Annotated in this window: 18 protein-coding genes; 11 read left to right on the top strand and 7 right to left on the bottom strand. The window is 51.0% G+C overall.

Annotated elements, in window-relative coordinates; genetic code table 11:
* Positions 1 to 33: 33 nt before the first annotated feature.
* Together D9734_RS14910 and D9734_RS14905 are read right to left on the bottom strand one after the other, a co-directional pair.
* Positions 34 to 852, bottom strand: coding sequence for a DUF72 domain-containing protein (locus D9734_RS14910; protein WP_130208498.1), 819 nt, complete (start codon positions 850 to 852; stop codon positions 34 to 36).
* Positions 849 to 1,415, bottom strand: a complete 567-nt coding sequence (locus tag D9734_RS14905; protein ID WP_130208497.1) for a hydrolase — start codon at positions 1,413 to 1,415, stop codon at positions 849 to 851. Before D9734_RS14905 ends, D9734_RS14910 begins: the two co-directional genes overlap by 4 nt.
* Before the next feature lie 310 nt (positions 1,416 to 1,725).
* Here D9734_RS14905 and aspS point away from each other — a divergent pair, with 310 nt between their 5' ends.
* The 4 genes from aspS (at position 1,726) to ruvC (ending at position 5,393) form a co-directional block, all read left to right on the top strand.
* Positions 1,726 to 3,498, top strand: coding sequence for an aspartate--tRNA ligase (gene aspS / locus D9734_RS14900; protein WP_130208496.1), 1,773 nt, complete (start codon positions 1,726 to 1,728; stop codon positions 3,496 to 3,498).
* A 117-nt stretch (positions 3,499 to 3,615) separates the two neighbouring features.
* Positions 3,616 to 4,068 carry a dihydroneopterin triphosphate diphosphatase gene (gene nudB / locus D9734_RS14895; protein WP_130208731.1) on the top strand — a complete coding sequence of 151 codons (453 nt, stop codon included), beginning with the start codon at positions 3,616 to 3,618 and terminating at the stop codon, positions 4,066 to 4,068.
* Between the two features lie 28 nt (positions 4,069 to 4,096).
* A complete protein-coding gene (locus tag D9734_RS14890; RefSeq protein ID WP_000907234.1) occupies positions 4,097 to 4,837 on the top strand; it encodes a YebC/PmpR family DNA-binding transcriptional regulator in 741 nt (246 codons plus the stop codon).
* Positions 4,838 to 4,871: 34 nt separating this feature from the next.
* Positions 4,872 to 5,393 carry a crossover junction endodeoxyribonuclease RuvC gene (gene ruvC, locus D9734_RS14885; protein ID WP_010350951.1) on the top strand — a complete coding sequence of 174 codons (522 nt, stop codon included), beginning with the start codon at positions 4,872 to 4,874 and terminating at the stop codon, positions 5,391 to 5,393.
* 4 nt (positions 5,394 to 5,397) lie between these two features.
* Here ruvC and D9734_RS14880 read toward each other — a convergent pair whose 3' ends face one another.
* Positions 5,398 to 5,997, bottom strand: a complete 600-nt coding sequence (locus D9734_RS14880; RefSeq protein ID WP_130208495.1) for a YebB family permuted papain-like enzyme — start codon at positions 5,995 to 5,997, stop codon at positions 5,398 to 5,400.
* Positions 5,998 to 6,270: 273 nt separating this feature from the next.
* On the opposite strand from D9734_RS14880, the gene ruvA reads away from it, so the two are divergent.
* Entirely contained in the window at positions 6,271 to 6,882 is a 612-nt protein-coding gene (gene ruvA / locus D9734_RS14875; RefSeq protein WP_000580323.1) for a Holliday junction branch migration protein RuvA, read from the top strand.
* Positions 6,883 to 6,890: 8 nt separating this feature from the next.
* Positions 6,891 to 7,901, top strand: coding sequence for a Holliday junction branch migration DNA helicase RuvB (gene ruvB, locus D9734_RS14870; protein ID WP_000568522.1), 1,011 nt, complete (start codon positions 6,891 to 6,893; stop codon positions 7,899 to 7,901).
* Between the two features lie 338 nt (positions 7,902 to 8,239).
* Here the strand turns inward: ruvB and znuB are convergent, their stop codons facing one another.
* Together znuB and znuC are read right to left on the bottom strand one after the other, a co-directional pair.
* On the bottom strand, positions 8,240 to 9,025 hold the full coding sequence (gene znuB / locus D9734_RS14865) for a zinc ABC transporter permease subunit ZnuB (protein ID WP_130208494.1): 786 nt from the start codon (positions 9,023 to 9,025) through the stop codon (positions 8,240 to 8,242).
* Positions 9,022 to 9,777, bottom strand: a complete 756-nt coding sequence (gene znuC, locus D9734_RS14860; protein WP_130208493.1) for a zinc ABC transporter ATP-binding protein ZnuC — start codon at positions 9,775 to 9,777, stop codon at positions 9,022 to 9,024. The genes znuB and znuC overlap by 4 nt, the downstream gene beginning before the upstream one ends.
* 78 nt (positions 9,778 to 9,855) lie before the next feature.
* Between znuC and znuA the strand changes: the two genes are divergently transcribed.
* The 3 genes from znuA (at position 9,856) to lpxM (ending at position 13,216) form a co-directional block, all read left to right on the top strand.
* Positions 9,856 to 10,788, top strand: a complete 933-nt coding sequence (znuA, locus tag D9734_RS14855; RefSeq protein ID WP_074399578.1) for a zinc ABC transporter substrate-binding protein ZnuA — start codon at positions 9,856 to 9,858, stop codon at positions 10,786 to 10,788.
* A 15-nt stretch (positions 10,789 to 10,803) separates the two neighbouring features.
* Positions 10,804 to 12,126 (top strand): murein DD-endopeptidase MepM, encoded by a 1,323-nt coding sequence (gene mepM, locus D9734_RS14850; protein ID WP_130208492.1) that lies wholly within the window; start codon positions 10,804 to 10,806, stop codon positions 12,124 to 12,126.
* Positions 12,127 to 12,244: 118 nt separating this feature from the next.
* On the top strand, positions 12,245 to 13,216 hold the full coding sequence (gene lpxM, locus D9734_RS14845; protein WP_130208491.1) for a lauroyl-Kdo(2)-lipid IV(A) myristoyltransferase: 972 nt from the start codon (positions 12,245 to 12,247) through the stop codon (positions 13,214 to 13,216).
* Positions 13,217 to 13,370: 154 nt separating this feature from the next.
* Here the strand turns inward: lpxM and pyk are convergent, their stop codons facing one another.
* Together pyk and hexR are read right to left on the bottom strand one after the other, a co-directional pair.
* The gene (gene pyk / locus D9734_RS14840; RefSeq protein ID WP_130208490.1) at positions 13,371 to 14,813 is read right to left on the bottom strand and encodes a pyruvate kinase; all 1,443 of its coding nucleotides are present in this window, start codon (positions 14,811 to 14,813) and stop codon (positions 13,371 to 13,373) included.
* Between the two features lie 125 nt (positions 14,814 to 14,938).
* Positions 14,939 to 15,808, bottom strand: coding sequence for a DNA-binding transcriptional regulator HexR (gene hexR / locus D9734_RS14835; protein ID WP_105289041.1), 870 nt, complete (start codon positions 15,806 to 15,808; stop codon positions 14,939 to 14,941).
* 336 nt (positions 15,809 to 16,144) lie between these two features.
* Between hexR and zwf the strand changes: the two genes are divergently transcribed.
* Together zwf and edd are read left to right on the top strand one after the other, a co-directional pair.
* Entirely contained in the window at positions 16,145 to 17,620 is a 1,476-nt protein-coding gene (zwf, locus tag D9734_RS14830) for a glucose-6-phosphate dehydrogenase (protein ID WP_130208489.1), read from the top strand.
* 234 nt (positions 17,621 to 17,854) lie between these two features.
* Positions 17,855 to 19,666, top strand: coding sequence for a phosphogluconate dehydratase (gene edd, locus D9734_RS14825; protein ID WP_130208487.1), 1,812 nt, complete (start codon positions 17,855 to 17,857; stop codon positions 19,664 to 19,666).
* Positions 19,667 to 19,700: the final 34 nt, after the last annotated feature.

Below are 19,700 nucleotides of genomic sequence, written 5' to 3'. Positions count from 1 at the left end.
GCCGATGGCACTTGTCTATGATAGGTGGCAAATTCAGAAAAGAGAAGATTGCTGTGGAATAGCCGGGACTGCTCCGATCTCTGGAAGCATTTTACGTAAGTCTTCCCACAGTGTATGTACCAGTTCCGGGGCCTGAGCAATATCTGGCGTGTGCAGAAAAAGATAAGGCGTGGTGCTCTGCTGCCACTGCGCTAATTTCTGTAACCAGACCTGAAATAATTCCCTGTTTTGCGCCATATCATCGCTGCCGATAAAACGGATCAGCGGATTTGTCGCCGTTAGTACGGCATGTACCGGAACCTTCGGTTTCTTCCGTTGAGCGTCGCGTATGGCTTCATTATGCGGAGGTGCAGCATGAACCGGGCGGCTATCTAAAATCACCCGATTAACGGCGCGCTGATGCAAACCGCGATTAAGGGCTTGTTCCGCTTCCCCTTTGGCGAAAAACAACGGATGACGCACTTCCACGCCATAGGGAAACTCGTCGGGAAGAGTATCGAGAAAATGCCAAAGCGCAGGCAAATCCTGTGGGCCGAAGGTGGCAGGCAGTTGCAGCCAGTATTGCCCAATGCGCGGAGCCAGCGGTGACATACGGGTCAAAAATTCACTGGTTAAATCATCGCAATGACGCAACGCTGCCTGATGCGAAATGGTCGCCGGAAACTTAAAACAGAAGCGGAAGTCATCTGTGGTCTGCTCCCGCCAGCGCAGGACAACCTCGGGTTTCGGCAGGGCGTATAGCGTGGTGTTGCCCTCCACGCAATTAAAGTAGCGGGCATACTCTTCCAGGCTGGTTATCCCCAACCGCACCCATTTAGGATGCGACCATTGTGGCAGACCGATATAAATCATAACGCGTTGATGATCTCTTCCACGCTGCGCACACGGGCGATGCGTGGATAGATATGGTTGATGCTGTTATGGTGCTGCTCGGCACTGGCGGCGCTACAGGCATCTTCGGCAATCACCAGATTAAAACCGAGTTCCCAGGCATTGCGGGCGGTGGACTCAACGCCGATATTGGTCGAGATCCCACATAACACTATTGTATCGATACCTCGGCGGCGTAATTGCAACTCCAGATCCGTACCGTAAAACGCACCCCATTGACGTTTGATGATTTCGATATCGCTGTCGGTTGCACCTAATGCAGCAGGATGTTGCCACCAATTTTCGGGCAACACTTTGGCCGGTGAGGGCGCATCGACCGGCTGTTTTAATGCTTCAGCATAATCGGCAGACCAGCCAACACGCACCAGAAACACGGGCTGACCGCTCGCGCGAAATTTCGCCGCCAGTTTTCCTGCGCGATTCACCACGTCTTCGGCAGTATGCGGACCACCGGCAAAAGGCAAGATGCCTTCCTGTAAATCAATCACAACCAGCGCTGTGGTTTTGGCATTAAGTTCAAGCATGATCACTCCAGATAAAACAAAATCGTGCCTCTCACCTTAATGCGATTAGCCGATGGTGGAACGACAAATTTTGTTAATTTTTATGAGTTCGGGCAACACCTTTATAGCAAACTGGCGTAGAGTCTGATTTCAGGCCCGACATAAAGTGGTAACGAGGCGTTCCAGCGCGGGCCAGGCTCTTACGGTGCGGCAGAATTTCCAGTATAATAGCCGCCTTTTTTCATTCAGTTGTGACATACAGCTAACGCTGCGACTCAGGTCACCTGCACAGCAGGGGACATCCGCCAGCAGCTAAGTTAAGGGATATCTCATGCGTACAGAATATTGTGGACAGCTCCGTTTGTCCCACGTGGGGCAGCAGGTGACTCTGTGTGGTTGGGTCAACCGTCGTCGTGATCTTGGTAGCTTGATCTTTATCGATATGCGCGACCGCGAAGGTATCGTGCAGGTATTTTTCGATCCGGATCGTGCGGACGCGTTAAAGCTGGCCTCTGAACTGCGTAATGAGTTCTGCATTCAGGTCACGGGCACCGTACGTGCGCGTGACGAAAAAAATATCAACCGCGATATGGCGACTGGCGAAATCGAAGTGCTGGCTTCCTCGCTGACCATCATCAACCGCGCAGACGTTCTGCCGCTTGACTCCAACCACGTCAACACCGAAGAAGCGCGACTGAAGTACCGCTATCTTGACCTGCGTCGCCCGGAAATGGCTCAGCGCCTGAAAACCCGTGCGAAAATCACCAGTCTGGTGCGTCGTTTTATGGACGACCACGGTTTCCTCGACATCGAAACTCCGATGCTGACTAAAGCCACGCCGGAAGGCGCGCGTGACTACCTGGTGCCTTCTCGTGTGCACAAAGGTAAATTCTACGCGCTGCCGCAATCGCCGCAGTTGTTCAAACAGCTGCTGATGATGTCCGGTTTTGACCGCTACTATCAGATCGTTAAATGCTTCCGTGACGAAGACCTGCGCGCTGATCGTCAGCCTGAATTTACTCAGATCGATGTGGAAACCTCTTTCATGACCGCGCCGCAAGTGCGTGAAGTGATGGAAGCGCTGGTGCGCCATTTGTGGCTGGAAGTGAAGGGCATTGACCTGGGCGATTTCCCGGTAATGACCTTTGCGGAAGCTGAACGCCGTTACGGTTCTGATAAACCGGATCTGCGCAACCCGATGGAACTGACCGACGTTGCCGATCTGCTGAAATCCGTTGAGTTTGCAGTATTTGCAGGTCCAGCGAACGATCCGAAAGGCCGCGTTGCCGCTCTGCGTGTTCCGGGTGGCGCATCGCTGACCCGTAAGCAGATCGACGAATATGGTAACTTCGTTAAAATCTACGGCGCGAAAGGTCTGGCTTACATCAAAGTTAACGAACGCGCGAAAGGTCTGGAAGGTATCAACAGCCCGGTAGCGAAGTTCCTTAATGCGGAAATCATCGAAGCCATCCTGGATCGTACTGCCGCGCAAGATGGCGATATGATTTTCTTCGGTGCCGACAACAAGAAAATTGTTGCCGACGCGATGGGCGCACTACGTCTGAAAGTGGGTAAAGACCTTGGCCTGACCGACGAAAGCAAATGGGCACCGCTGTGGGTTATCGACTTCCCGATGTTTGAAGACGACGGTGAAGGCGGCCTGACGGCAATGCACCATCCGTTCACCGCGCCGAAAGACATGACGGCGGCAGAACTGAAAGCTGCACCGGAAAATGCGGTGGCGAATGCTTACGATATGGTCATCAATGGTTACGAAGTGGGCGGTGGTTCAGTGCGTATCCATAATGGTGATATGCAGCAGACGGTGTTTGGCATTCTGGGGATCACCGAAGAGGAACAGCGCGAGAAATTCGGCTTCCTGCTCGACGCCCTGAAATACGGTACTCCGCCGCACGCAGGTCTGGCATTTGGTCTTGACCGTCTGACCATGCTGCTGACTGGCACCGACAACATTCGTGACGTTATCGCTTTCCCGAAAACCACGGCAGCAGCGTGTCTGATGACTGAAGCACCGAGCTTTGCTAACCCGACTGCACTGGCTGAGCTGAGCATTCAGGTTGTGAAGAAGGCTGAGAATAACTGATATGACTCAAATACACGAAATCATTCGCGTTGCATCGAGGCGGCAACTGAGTGAACTCCCATGAGCATAGATAACTATGTGAATGGGATGAGCGAAGGCAGTCAACGAAGAGGCAGCGTGAAGGATAAAGTGTATAAGCGTCCCGTTTCGATCTTAGTGGTCATCTATGCACAAGATACGAAACGGGTGCTGATGTTGCAGCGGCGTGACGATCCCGATTTCTGGCAGTCGGTAACCGGCAGCGTGGAAGAGGGTGAAACCGCGCCGCAAGCTGCCATGCGCGAAGTAAAGGAAGAGGTCACCATCGATGTTGTCGCTGAACAACTGACCTTAGTTGACTGTCAGCGCACGGTAGAGTTTGAAATTTTTTCACATTTACGTCATCGCTATGCGCCGGGCGTGACGCGCAATACGGAATCATGGTTCTGTCTTGCGCTCCCGCACGAGCGCCAGATTGTTTTCACTGAACATCTGGCTTATAAGTGGCTTGATGCGCCTGCTGCGGCGGCGCTCACTAAGTCATGGAGCAACCGGCAGGCGATTGAACAGTTTGTTATTAACGCTGCCTGAACAGGCAGGGCTATCTGGAGATATTTTTATGGCAGGTCATAGTAAATGGGCCAACACCAGACATCGTAAAGCTGCGCAGGATGCTAAGCGCGGTAAAATCTTCACTAAAATCATTCGTGAGCTGGTAACCGCGGCTAAGCTGGGCGGTGGCGATCCGGACGCTAACCCGCGTCTGCGTGCAGCAATTGATAAAGCACTGTCTAACAACATGACCCGTGACACCCTGAACCGCGCAATTGCACGTGGTGTGGGCGGTGATGATGATGCAAACATGGAAACCATCATCTACGAAGGTTACGGTCCTGGCGGCACGGCAATCATGATTGAATGTCTGTCTGACAACCGCAACCGTACCGTTGCTGAAGTGCGTCACGCATTCAGCAAATGTGGCGGTAACCTCGGTACTGACGGTTCCGTAGCCTATCTGTTCAGCAAAAAAGGCGTGATCTCCTTCGAGAAAGGCGACGAAGACACCATCATGGAAGCAGCACTGGAAGCAGGTGCTGAAGACGTTGTGACCTATGATGACGGCGCGATTGACGTCTACACTGCATGGGAAGAGATGGGTAAAGTACGCGACGCTCTGGAAGCGGCAGGTCTGAAAGCAGACAGCGCAGAAGTTTCCATGATCCCGTCAACCAAAGCCGATATGGATGCAGAAACTGCACCGAAACTGATGCGTCTGATCGATATGCTGGAAGACTGTGACGACGTGCAGGAAGTTTACCATAACGGTGAGATCTCTGATGAGGTTGCAGCGACCCTCTGATGAGGCCGGCTAAACAACAAAACGGAGACGCGTGATGTCTATTATTCTCGGTATTGACCCGGGTTCGCGCGTTACCGGCTACGGTGTTATCCGTCAGGTGGGCAGGCAACTGTCCTACCTGGGTAGCGGATGCATACGCACCAAAGTGGATGATTTACCGTCTCGTCTGAAACTGATCTATGCGGGCGTGACGGAAATCATCACCCAGTTCCAGCCCGATTATTTCGCAATCGAACAAGTCTTTATGGCGAAGAACGCTGACTCTGCCCTGAAACTGGGGCAGGCACGAGGCGTGGCGATTGTGGCAGCGGTGAATCAGGAATTGCCGGTGTTTGAATATGCTGCGCGTCAGGTGAAGCAAACAGTGGTGGGCATTGGTAGCGCCGAAAAAAGCCAGGTGCAGCATATGGTGCGTACCTTGCTGAAATTACCTGCTAATCCACAGGCGGATGCCGCCGATGCGCTGGCGATTGCCATCACCCACTGCCATGTCAGCCAGAATGCGATGCAGATGAGCGAATCGCGGCTGAACCTGGCGAGAGGGCGACTGCGCTAAATTATCACGCTTCAGTCAGTTCAGGCTGAGGCGTTTCTACTCCCTCCGCATGAATCAACATTAGACTCGGATGATGCCACAAACTCGCTGGCGTAACCGTTTTACGATCCCACGGAATTGCGCCTAAGAACCAGAATTTCCAGAAAGTGAGTTTTGCATTCGGATTGCTATTTAACAATTCTCCAAATGTCTCTATTTCACCCACCGGAATACATAGCGCCTCTTTATAAATATCAAAGACAAATTTTGAACAGAACTGGCGTGAAGATTCGTATTTAAAACCGGTGTGGTAGAGTTTGCGTAGCCGGGAGGGAACCTGTTCAACAATTCGTTGTTTTTGTTGTTCTGTTAGCCCTGCGTCTAATCGTTTTATAGCATAGCGTTGATTAGAAGAACGTTTAATAAAACGGGATAGCGTGGTGATGGTTGAAAGGGGAACCCGGCTTTCTGCAACCAGGAAGTCTTCACCGTTATGACCGATAATGATCCCGACGTGATTACTCCAGCAATTTGATGCTGCTGATATTTGACCAAATAAGGCAGCACCTATGCATGTAAAGACGATATCACCAATTTCATATTCAGCAGGGTAATTAATATTCACGTTGTCATTCCATTGAAATAAATATGAATACACGTAATAACATAAAAAAGTTTATTTTTCAGGAGTCGAAATGTATATTTTTTTACGCATTACCTCACTGAATATGTAATATTCAAATATTTGCTTCCAATATAACCTGTAGAATAAATTATACTGCGCCATTTTTCAGAACATCGGGACGCCTCGCAAGTTTTCTTCATCCTTCGCTGGATATCTATCCAGCATTTTTTTATCATACAGCATTATCTTTGATTCATTACGCAGGAGCGTCATGTGATAGGCAGACTCAGAGGCATCATCATTGAAAAACAACCCCCGCTGGTGTTAATTGAAGTGGGCGGCGTAGGCTATGAAGTGCATATGCCGATGACCTGTTTTTATGAGCTCCCTGAAGCGGGTCAGGAAGCGATCGTTTTCACCCACTTTGTGGTGCGTGAAGACGCGCAACTACTGTACGGTTTTAACAATAAACAAGAGCGCACGTTGTTCAAAGAGTTGATCAAAACCAACGGCGTCGGCCCCAAGTTGGCACTGGCGATCCTCTCCGGAATGTCAGCGCAGCAGTTCGTTAATGCCGTTGAGCGTGAAGAAGTGGGGGCACTGGTGAAACTGCCGGGTATTGGCAAAAAAACCGCCGAGCGTTTAATTGTCGAAATGAAAGACCGATTTAAAGGTTTGCATGGCGATCTGTTTACCCCGGCCGCCGATCTGGTGCTCACGTCGCCTGCCAGCCCGGCAACCGATGATGCTGAACAGGAAGCGGTTGCTGCGCTGGTGGCACTGGGCTATAAACCACAAGAAGCCAGCCGGATGGTGAGCAAAATTGCTCGCCCTGACGCCAGCAGTGAAACATTAATTCGCGAAGCTCTGCGCGCCGCGTTATGAGGTAAAGGATGATTGAAGCAGACCGTCTGATTTCTGCCGGTACGACTTTGCCGGAAGATGTGGCAGATCGCGCCATTCGCCCCAAATTACTGGAAGAGTATGTTGGTCAGCCGCAGGTTCGTTCACAGATGGAGATTTTCATCAAAGCAGCGAAACTGCGCGGCGATGCCCTCGATCATCTGTTGATTTTTGGCCCTCCGGGTTTAGGTAAAACCACGCTTGCTAACATTGTCGCCAATGAAATGGGCGTTAATTTACGCACGACTTCCGGTCCGGTGCTGGAAAAGGCCGGCGATCTGGCAGCAATGCTCACTAACCTTGAACCGCATGACGTGCTGTTTATTGATGAGATCCACCGTCTTTCACCAGTGGTGGAAGAGGTGTTGTATCCGGCAATGGAAGACTACCAACTGGATATCATGATTGGTGAAGGTCCGGCGGCACGCTCCATTAAAATTGATTTGCCCCCGTTTACCCTGATTGGTGCAACCACGCGCGCAGGTTCGCTGACATCACCGTTGCGCGACCGTTTTGGTATTGTGCAACGTCTGGAGTTTTATCAGGTGCCAGATCTGCAATATATCGTCAGTCGCAGCGCGCGCTTTATGGGCCTCGAGATGAGTGACGATGGCGCGCTGGAAGTGGCGCGTCGGGCGCGTGGTACGCCACGTATTGCCAACCGCCTGCTGCGTCGAGTGCGTGATTTCGCCGAAGTGAAGCATGATGGTACCATCTCGGCAGATATCGCCGCCCAGGCGCTGGATATGCTGAATGTCGATGCTGAAGGTTTCGATTATATGGACCGCAAATTGTTGCTGGCGGTAATCGATAAATTCTTTGGTGGGCCTGTAGGTCTGGATAACCTGGCGGCGGCTATTGGCGAAGAACGTGAAACCATTGAGGATGTGCTGGAGCCTTATCTGATTCAGCAAGGCTTTTTGCAGCGTACACCACGCGGGCGTATGGCGACAGTGCGGGCGTGGAACCACTTCGGCATCACGCCGCCAGAAATGCCGTAGTTCAAATAAGGCGCTGCGCCGCATCCGACACTGGCAATGTGCCTGATGCGACGCTGTTCGCGTTTTATCAGGCCTACCCGATATAGCGAACCGTAGGTCGGATAAGGCGTTCGCGCCGTATCCGACACTGGCAATGTGCCTGATGCGACGCTGTTCGCGTCTTATCAGGCCTACTTGGTATAGCGAACCGTAGATCAGATAAGGCGCTCGCGCCGCATCCGATACTGGTAATGTGCCTGATGCGACGCTGTTCGCGTCTTATCAGGCCTGGCATGTATAACGATCCGTAGGTCGGATAAGGCGCTTGCGCCGCATCCGACAAATGTGTTCAGGCGAAATTAGCTGGCCTGTTTTTTCATCATACTCAAAATAAACAACAGCGCAGCGCACAGCACCACTGACGGACCCGCAGGCGTATCGTAAAACGCTGAAAAAGTTAAACCCCCGGTTACAGCAATCATCCCCACCAAAACTGCGACACCTGCCATCTGTTCCGGCGTACGGGCAAAACGACGTGCGGTAGCCGCCGGAATGATCAGCAGCGAGGTAATAATCAACGCTCCGACAAATTTCATTGCCACACCAATCGTCAATGCTGTTACCAGCATCAACAGCAATTTCACGCGCTGTAATTTCACACCATCGACAAATGCCAGATCCGGGCTAATGGTCATCGACAGTAAATTACGCCATTGCCAGAACAGAATTGCCACCACAATGACCACGCCAATGGCGATGGAGATGAGATCTTCCGGCGTCACTGCCAGCAAATCACCGAACAGGTATGCCATCAAGTCAACGCGAATGTTAGACATCAGACTGACAACGACCAGGCCCAGCGACAAGGCACTGTGCGCCATAATTCCCAATAACGTGTCGATCGCCAGCTGTGGACGCTTCTCCAGCCATACCAGACCGCCCGCCAGCAGCAGCGTAACGGCAATCACTGCATAGAAGGGATTCACGTCCAGCAACAGACCAAAGGCCACTCCAAGTAAAGACGCATGGGCCAGCGTATCGCCGAAATAAGACATACGACGCCAGACAACAAAAGAACCCAAAGGACCTGCGGCACAGGCCAGCATAATCCCGGCTAACCAACCGGGAAATAATAATTCAATCATGAGCGATCACTTCCCCGACGCAGAACAATTCGCCCCTGTAAATCGTGGCGGTGATTATGATGATGGCGATAAATACCCAGCTGTTCAGCTCCGCGAGGCCCGAACATCGAAATAAATTCCGGATGCAGGGAAACGACTTCTGGTGTGCCAGAACAACAGATGTGATGGTTCAGGCAAAGTACTTCATCGGTTTTTGCCATCACCAGATGCAGATCGTGAGATACCATTAAAACGCCACAATCCAGTTCGCGACGTAACTGGTCAATAAGGTCATATAACGCCACCTGACCATTCACATCCACGCCCTGGGTGGGTTCGTCCAGAACTAATAACTGGGGTTGATTTAACAATGCGCGCGCGAGTAGTACACGCTGCGTTTCACCGCCAGAGAGCTTTTGCATTGGCGCGTCAATAAGATGCCCAGCCTGAACGCGTTTTAGTGCAGGCAGAATATCTTCCTTATGTGTTCTGGGGCGTAAGCGTAAAAAACGGTTTACGGTCAGTGGTAACGTGGTGTCGAGATACAGCTTCTGCGGCACATAACCAATGCGCAGTTTTCCGTGGCGCTTGATAACACCTTCATCTGGTGTTACCAGCCCGAGAACAACCCGAACCAGTGTCGACTTACCTGCGCCGTTCGGCCCAAGTAAGGTCAAAATTTTACCAGGCTTGAGTTCCAGCGACACATCAGAGAGGACGCGGCGTTGGCCAAATGAAACCGAGACATTTTCCAGGGAAACCAGACTTGTCATGTTAATTTTAGTCTTGCAGTAGTCATGAAATGTTATAATATCACACTTCTTATATTCATTACGATGATTGGTCGCATTATGTTACATAAAAAAACGCTTCTTTTCGCAGCATTATCTGCTGCTCTCTGGGGCAGTGCAACTCAGGTAGCAGAAGCTGCCGTTGTCGCTTCGCTTAAACCTGTTGGATTCATCGCTTCCGCTATTGCTGATGGAGTAACAGAGACGGAGGTGTTACTTCCTGATGGGGCCTCTGAACATGATTATTCACTGCGTCCATCTGATGTAAAACGCTTACAGAACGCGGACTTAGTTGTCTGGGTTGGACCGGAAATGGAAGCGTTTATGCAAAAGCCCGTGAGTAAATTACCCGAAGCGAAGCAGGTAACCATTGCGCAGCTTGAGAGTGTAAAACCGCTGCTGATGAAAAGCATTCACGACGCTGATGATGATCATGACCACGCGGAAAAAAGTGACGAAGATCACCATCACGGCGATTTCAACATGCACGTTTGGCTTTCCCCAGAGATAGCGCGGGCTACAGCGGTTGCAATCCATGGAAAATTAGTGGAACTTATGCCGCAAAGTCGAGCCAAACTTGACGCCAACCTGATGGAATTTGAGGCACAATTAGCTTCAAGTAGGAAACAGGTTGGTAACGAGCTCGCGCCGCTCAAGGGAAAAGGTTATTTCGTTTTTCATGATGCTTACGGCTACTTCGAAAAACAATTCGGACTGACACCGCTTGGTCACTTTACCGTAAACCCAGAGATTCAACCTGGCGCGCAGCGTTTACATCAAATAAGAACACAGTTGGTTGAGCAAAAAGCAACTTGCGTTTTTGCTGAGCCACAGTTCAGGCCTGCGGTCGTTGAAAGCGTCGCACGAGGGACATCCGTTCGTATGGGAACGTTGGATCCCCTTGGGACGAATATCAAACTGGGCAAAACAAGCTATTCAGAATTCCTGAATCAATTAGCTAACCAGTACGCGAGCTGCCTGAAAGGAGATTAATGAGGAAGTGATTACGTGCAACAGATAGCCCGCTCTGTCGCCCTGGCGTTTAATAATTTACCGCGACCACACCGCGTTATGTTGGGGTCGCTCACCGTTCTTACACTGGCCGTCGCTGTCTGGCGGCCTTATGTTTACCACCGAGACGCCTCGCCTATTGTCAAAACCATTGAGCTTGAACAGAACGAAATTCGTTCTCTCTTACCTGAGGCCAGTGAGCCGATTGATCAAGCTGCGCAAGAAGATGAAGCCATTCCACAGGACGAACTGGACGACAAAATCGCTGGTGAAGCCGGCGTTCATGAATATGTCGTTTCTACGGGCGACACGTTAAGTAGCATCCTTAATCAATATGGTATTGAGATGGGTGATATCACCCAACTTGCTGCTGCTGATAAAGATCTGCGTAACCTGAAAATTGGTCAACAACTCTCCTGGACATTAACAGCTGATGGCGAGTTACAGCGTCTGACCTGGGAAGTGTCTCGCCGCGAAACTCGTACCTATGACCGCACCGCTGCTAATGGTTTTAAAATGACCAGCGAAATGCAGCAAGGGGAGTGGGTTAATAGTCTGTTGAAAGGAACCGTTGGGACAAGTTTTGTTGCCAGCGCCCAAAGTGCAGGTTTAACCAGCGCTGAAGTGAGCGCGGTGATTAAAGCAATGCAGTGGCAGATGGACTTCCGCAAAGTGAAAAAAGGTGACGAATTTGCGGTATTAATGTCACGTGAAATGCTTGATGGCAAACGTGAACAAAGCCAACTGTTGGGCGTGCGTTTGCGTTCAGAAGGCAAAGATTACTATGCTATTCGCGCTGAAGATGGCAAATTCTACGACCGCAACGGTACGGGCCTGGCGAAGGGATTCTTACGATTCCCGACGGCAAAACAGTTCCGCATTTCGTCTAACTTTAACCCGCGTCGTCTGAACCCGGTAACCGCTCGCATTGCGCCGCACAGAGGCGTTGATTTTGCGATGCCGCAGGGTACGCCGGTGCTTTCGGTGGGGGACGGTGAAGTGGTCGTTGCTAAACGCAGTGGCGCCGCTGGTTATTATGTCGCGATTCGTCATGGTCGCAGCTACACCACGCGTTATATGCATCTGCGTAAGATTCTGGTTAAACCGGGGCAGAAGGTGAAGCGTGGCGATCGTATCGCGCTTTCCGGTAACACCGGGCGTTCAACTGGGCCACATCTGCACTATGAAGTATGGATTAACCAACAGGCTGTGAACCCGTTGACAGCGAAACTGCCGCGTACTGAAGGGCTGACCGGTTCAGATCGTACCGATTTCCTGGCGAAGGCCAAGGAGATTGTACCGCAGCTACAGTTTGATTAATTAATACCCATTGGCAGCCGGTACGCAGTCAGTGCCGGCTTTTTTATTTGGTGCGGGGCAAGTTGCGCCGTTACACTACCACCAGATTGATTATTGCCTTATCCAAAACTGGAAAAGCATGGAAACGAAAAAAAATAATAGCGAATATATTCCTGAGTTTGATAAATCCTTTCGTCACCCTCGTTACTGGGGAGCCTGGTTGGGCGTGGCGGCAATGGCCGGTATTGCCTTAACACCAGCGAAATTCCGTGATCCCATCCTTGCGCGGTTGGGGCGTTTTGCCGGAAGACTGGGTAAAAGCTCACGTCGTCGGGCGTTGATCAATCTGTCTCTCTGCTTTCCAGAACGTAGCGAAGCCGAACGCGAAGCGATTGTTGATGAGATGTTTGCCACCGCGCCACAAGCGATGGCAATGATGGCTGAACTGGCGATACGTGGGCCGGAGAAAATCCAACCTCGCGTCGACTGGCAGGGGCTGGAGATCATCGAAGAGATGCGGCGTAACAACGAGAAAGTGATCTTTCTGGTACCGCACGGCTGGGCAGTTGATATCCCCGCTATGCTGATGGCCTCACAAGGGCAGAAAATGGCAGCGATGTTCCATAATCAGGGCAACCCGGTTTTTGATTATGTCTGGAACACGGTGCGTCGTCGTTTTGGCGGTCGTCTGCACGCGAGAAATGATGGTATTAAACCTTTCATCCAGTCGGTTCGTCAGGGCTACTGGGGCTATTATTTACCGGATCAGGATCATGGACCTGAACACAGCGAATTTGTTGATTTTTTCGCAACCTATAAAGCGACGCTGCCAGCAATTGGTCGCCTGATGAAAGTGTGTCGCGCGCGTGTCGTTCCGTTGTTCCCAATCTATGATGGCAAAACCCATCGTCTGACGATTCAGGTTCGTCCACCGATGGATGACCTGTTAGAGGCGGATGACGCTACCATTGCGCGGCGTATGAATGAAGAAGTTGAGATTTTTGTTGGTCCGCGACCAGAGCAGTACACCTGGATTTTAAAATTGCTGAAAACGCGCAAACCGGGCGAAATCCAGCCGTATAAGCGTAAAGATCTTTATCCCATCAAATAAAAAAAGCCTCTCGTGAGGAGAGGCTCTCGTCTAATGTTAAGTGCGCATTTGTTCTATGCGCATGCTTATCGGGCCTACAGGTTGATCGTAATTTATTGAATTATCACGGTCCTGTAGGCCGGATATGGCATTTATGCCGCATCCGGCAACTAACTTACTCTACCGTTAAAATACGCGTGGTATTCGTCGAACCCACGGTACTCATCACGTCGCCCTGGGTGACAATCACCAGATCACCAGACATCAGGTAGCCTTTATCGCGCAGCAGATTTACTGCTTCGCTGGCAGCAACTACGCCATCATTTGTACTGTCAAAATAGACCGGCGTAACACCACGATAAAGCGCAGTCAGGTTCAGCGTGCGTTCATGACGAGACATGGCGAAAATCGGCAGACCGGAGCTGATACGAGAAGTCATCAGCGCGGTACGACCAGATTCGGTCATGGTGATGATCGCGGTAACGCCTTTCAGGTGGTTAGCTGCGTACATTGCGGACATCGCGATAGCTTCTTCCACATTGTCGAACTGAACGTCCAGGCGGTGTTTAGACACATTGATGCTCGGGATTTTTTCGGCACCCAGGCAAACACGCGCCATTGCAGCAACGGTTTCAGATGGATATTGACCAGCGGCGGTTTCCGCAGACAACATTACGGCGTCAGTACCATCCAGAACGGCGTTCGCCACGTCCATGACTTCTGCACGCGTCGGCATTGGATTGGTAATCATCGATTCCATCATCTGGGTAGCAGTAATGACTGCGCGGTTCAGCTGACGCGCGCGACGAATCAGCGCTTTCTGAATCCCAACCAGTTCGGGATCGCCAATCTCTACGCCGAGGTCGCCACGTGCGACCATCACCACGTCAGAAGCGAGGATAATGTCGTCCATTGCATCCTGGCTACAAACGGCTTCCGCACGTTCAACTTTGGCGACAATTTTCGCATCACAACCCGCATCGCGCGCCAGGCGACGAGCATAATTCAGATCTTCGCCGCAGCGTGGGAAAGAGACAGCCAAATAATCTACGCCAATCAATGCCGCAGTTTTAATGTCTGCTTTGTCTTTCTCAGTCAGCGCTTCAGCCGACAGACCGCCGCCGAGTTTGTTGATCCCTTTATTGTTGGAGAGAGGGCCGCCGACGGTCACTTCGGTGAACACTTTCATGCCCTGAACTTCCAGCACTTTTAACTGTACGCGACCGTCGTCCAGCAGCAGAATGTCGCCAGGCACGACGTCAGAAGGCAGACCTTTATAGTCGATACCGACTTTTTCTTTATCGCCTTCACCTTTGCCCAGGTTGGCATCCAGCAGGAATTTATCCCCAATATTGAGGAAAACCTTACCTTCTTTAAAGGTAGATACGCGAATCTTTGGCCCCTGAAGGTCACCGAGAATAGCCACATGACGACCCAGTTTTGCGGCAATTTCACGAACTTTATCCGCGCGCATTTTATGGTCTTCAGGCGAGCCATGAGAAAAGTTCATTCGTACGACGTTTGCACCCGCTGCGATGACCTTTTCAAGGTTATTATCGCGATCGGTAGCCGGGCCTAACGTGGTAACGATTTTGGTTCTGCGAAGCCTTCTGGACATGTAATACTCCGTTGACTGAAACAACCAGGTGTTGCTTGAACATGAATTCGCATAAACTAAAACCATTATGGTTGTAATTTAAACACATGCGAATATCGTATAAAGATAGAACAGTGATAATCGATTTAGCGATCGTCACTCAATTTAAGTAACTGCTTATCAAAGCGCGATTCCTTGAGCGCTTCCTTGACCCGCTTCAAGTTATCTCTGAATTTTGTGCCGCGTCGCAAAGTAAATCCTGTTGCCAGCACATCTATCACGGTCAACTGCGCAAGTCGAGACACCATGGGCATATAAATGTCAGTATCTTCAGGTACGTCGAGGGTAATTGCCAGCGTTGCTTCCCGGGCGAGTGGCGTACCGGCGGAGGTGAGGGCAATTACCATCGCGTCGTTTTCCCGTGCTAACTGCGCCAGTTCAACCAGATTTTTGGTTCTTCCGGTGTGAGAAATCAGCACAACCACGTCTCCGTCGCTACAATTCATACAACTCATGCGTTGCAGCACGATATCGTCGGAGTAAACCACTGGAACATTAAAGCGAAAAAACTTATTCATCGCATCGTGGGCGACGGCGGCAGAAGAGCCCAGACCGAAAAAGGCGATTTTTTTGGCCTGAGTCAGGAGATCGACGGCACGATTGACGGCAGATTTGTCCAGCGAGTGACGGACGTGATCGAGCGTGGCCATTGCCGACTCAAATATTTTCCCCGTGTATGATTCAACGCTGTCATCTTCATTAACGTTGCGATTAACATAGGGCGTGCCATTTGCCAGGCTTTGTGCCAGATGAAGTTTGAAATCAGGAAAACCGCGGGTGTCCATGCTGCGACAGAAACGATTCACCGTTGGTTCGCTAACATTGGCCTCAAGCGCCAGAGCAGCAATACTCGAATGGATCGCGTTGTCAGGCGAAGCAAGAATGACCTCGGCGACTTTTCGTTCTGATTTGCTCAAATGTTCCAGTTGAGACTGGATTTTTTCCAGCATATTCATGATGTAAAGAGACTCACGGTAATGACGATTTCCACACTGAAAGAAATCGAAATGCAGTTTGGTCTGATATTACGCCTGTGTGTCGTATTAATGACAAAAGCGGATAAAAAAGTTGTCATTTTTTTTCATAACATGATCAGTGTCAGATTTTTACCCAATGGAAAACGATGATTTTTTTATCAGTTTTGCCGCACATTGCGCGCTTTTGCCGTAATCGCACGGGTGGATAAGCGTTTACAGTTTTCGCAAGCTCGTAAAAGCAGTACAGTGCACCGTAAGAAAATTACAAGTATACCCAGGCTTAAGTACCGGGTTAGTTAACTTAAGGAGAATGACATGGCGGTAACGCAAACAGCCCAGGCTTGTGACCTGGTCATTTTCGGCGCGAAAGGCGACCTTGCGCGTCGTAAATTGCTGCCTTCCCTGTATCAACTGGAAAAAGCCGGTCAGCTCAACCCGGATACCCGTATTATCGGCGTAGGGCGTGCTGACTGGGACAAAGCGGCATATACCAAAGTAGTCCGCGAAGCGCTGGAAACTTTCATGAAAGAAACTATTGATGAAGGTTTATGGGACACCCTGAGTGCACGTCTGGATTTTTGTAATCTCGATGTCAATGACACCGCTGCATTCAGCCGTCTTGGTGCGATGCTGGATCAAAAAAATCGTATCACCATTAACTACTTTGCCATGCCGCCAGGCACTTTTGGCGCAATCTGCAAAGGGCTTGGTGAGGCGAAACTGAACGGCAAACCGGCGCGCGTGGTGATGGAAAAACCGCTGGGTACGTCGCTGGCGACCTCGCAGGAAATCAACGATCAGGTTGGCGAATACTTCGAGGAGTGCCAAGTATACCGTATCGACCATTACCTTGGTAAAGAAACGGTGCTGAACCTGTTGGCGCTGCGTTTTGCTAACTCTCTGTTTGTGAACAACTGGGACAACCGCACTATTGATCATGTTGAGATTACCGTGGCAGAAGAAGTGGGGATCGAAGGGCGCTGGGGCTATTTTGATAAAGCCGGTCAGATGCGCGACATGATCCAGAATCACCTGTTACAAATTCTCTGCATGATTGCGATGTCTCCGCCGTCTGATCTAAGCGCAGACAGCATCCGCGATGAAAAAGTGAAAGTACTGAAGTCTCTGCGCCGCATTGACCGCTCCAACGTACGCGAAAAAACCGTACGCGGGCAATACACTGCGGGCTTCGCCCAAGGCAAAAAAGTGCCGGGCTACCTGGAAGAAGAGGGCGCAAACAAAAGCAGTAACACGGAAACCTTCGTGGCTATCCGTGTCGATATCGACAACTGGCGCTGGGCTGGCGTACCGTTCTACCTGCGTACCGGTAAACGTTTGCCGACCAAATGCTCTGAAGTGGTGGTCTATTTCAAAACGCCAGAGCTCAATCTGTTTAAAGAGTCGTGGCAGGACCTGCCACAGAACAAACTGACTATCCGTCTGCAACCTGATGAAGGCGTGGATATTCAAGTGTTGAACAAGGTCCCGGGTCTTGATCACAAACATAACCTGCAAATCACCAAGCTGGATCTGAGCTATTCAGAAACCTTTAATCAGACGCATCTGGCAGATGCCTATGAACGCCTGCTGCTGGAAACCATGCGCGGTATTCAGGCGCTGTTTGTACGTCGTGATGAAGTGGAAGAAGCGTGGAAATGGGTGGACTCCATTACCGAAGCATGGGCGATGGATAACGATGCGCCGAAACCGTATCAGGCCGGAACCTGGGGACCGGTTGCTTCGGTGGCGATGATTACCCGTGATGGCCGTTCCTGGAATGAGTTTGAGTAATAACTGCACTCATCCTTTATGGTTATTTTACCGGTAACATGATCTTGCACAGATTGTAGAACAATTTTTACACTTTCAGGCCTCGTGCGGATTCACCCGCGAGGCTTTTTTTATTACACTGACTGAAACGTTTCTGCCCTATGAGCTCCGGTTACAGGCGTTTCACTCATAAATCCTCTGAATGAAACGCGTTGTGAATCATCCTGCTCTGACAACTCAATTTCAGGAGCCTTTATGAATCCACAATTGTTACGCGTAACAAATCGAATCATTGAACGTTCGCGCGAGACTCGCTCTGCTTACCTCGCCCGGATCGAACAAGCGAAAACTTCGACCGTTCATCGTTCGCAGTTGGCATGCGGTAACCTGGCTCACGGTTTCGCAGCTTGCCAGCCAGAAGACAAAGCCTCCCTGAAAAGCATGTTGCGTAACAATATCGCTATCATCACCTCCTACAACGACATGCTCTCCGCTCACCAGCCTTATGAACATTATCCAGAGATTATTCGTAAAGCACTGCATGAAGCTAATGCGGTTGGCCAGGTTGCGGGTGGTGTTCCGGCGATGTGTGATGGTGTCACCCAGGGGCAGGATGGTATGGAACTGTCTCTGTTAAGCCGTGAAGTGATTGCGATGTCTGCGGCGGTGGGGCTGTCCCATAACATGTTTGATGGCGCGCTGTTCCTCGGCGTGTGCGATAAGATTGTCCCAGGGCTGACGATGGCCGCGCTGTCGTTCGGTCATCTGCCTGCGGTATTTGTGCCGTCAGGTCCGATGGCAAGCGGGTTGCCAAATAAAGAAAAAGTGCGCATTCGCCAGCTTTATGCCGAAGGGAAGGTGGATCGAATGGCACTGCTGGAGTCAGAGGCTGCGTCTTATCATGCCCCTGGTACATGTACTTTCTACGGTACTGCCAACACCAACCAGATGGTGGTGGAGTTTATGGGGATGCAGTTGCCGGGCTCTTCTTTTGTTCATCCAGACTCCCCGTTACGTGATGCATTAACCGCAGCCGCTGCGCGCCAGGTAACACGCATGACTGGCAACGGTAATGAATGGATGCCGATCGGTAAGATGATCGACGAGAAAGTGGTGGTGAACGGTATTGTTGCGCTGTTGGCGACCGGTGGCTCCACTAACCACACGATGCACCTGGTGGCGATGGCGCGAGCGGCGGGTATTCAGATCAACTGGGATGACTTCTCTGATCTTTCTGATGTTGTACCTCTGATGGCGCGTTTGTATCCAAACGGCCCGGCTGATATTAACCACTTCCAGGCGGCGGGTGGTGTACCGGTTCTGGTGCGTGAGCTGCTCAAGGCTGGCCTGTTGCATGAAGATGTCAATACGGTGGCGGGCTTTGGTCTTTCGCGCTATACCCTCGAACCATGGCTGAATAACGGCGAGCTGGACTGGCGCGAAGGTGCAGACAAATCGCTCGACAGCAATGTGATTGCTTCCTTTGAACAACCTTTCTCGCATCATGGCGGGACAAAAGTGTTAAGCGGCAACCTGGGCCGTGCCGTCATGAAAACCTCTGCAGTGCCGGTTGAAAACCAGGTGATTGAAGCGCCTGCTGTTGTTTTTGAGAGCCAGCATGACGTTATGCCTGCTTTTGAAGCGGGTATGCTGGACCGTGATTGTGTGGTTGTTGTCCGCCATCAGGGGCCAAAAGCGAACGGAATGCCAGAATTACATAAACTCATGCCGCCACTTGGTGTATTATTGGACCGGCGTTTCAAAATTGCGTTAGTTACCGATGGACGACTCTCTGGTGCTTCAGGTAAAGTGCCGTCAGCTATCCACGTAACACCAGAAGCCTACGATGGTGGGCTGCTGGCAAAAGTGCGCGATGGGGACATCATTCGTGTGAATGGACAGACAGGCGAACTGACGCTGCTGGTAGACGAAGCTGAACTGGCTGCTCGCGAACCGCACATTCCTGACCTGAGCGCGTCACGCGTGGGAACAGGACGTGAATTATTCAGCGCCTTGCGCGAAAAACTGTCCGGTGCCGAACAGGGCGCAACCTGTATCACTTTTTAAGACGACAAAATTTGTAATCAGGCGAGAGAAAACT

This window comes from Escherichia sp. E14S1 (assembly GCF_004211995.1).
In the GTDB taxonomy this organism is placed as follows: Bacteria; Pseudomonadota; Gammaproteobacteria; order Enterobacterales; family Enterobacteriaceae; genus Escherichia.
This window is presented reverse-complemented; position numbering and strand designations above follow the sequence as displayed.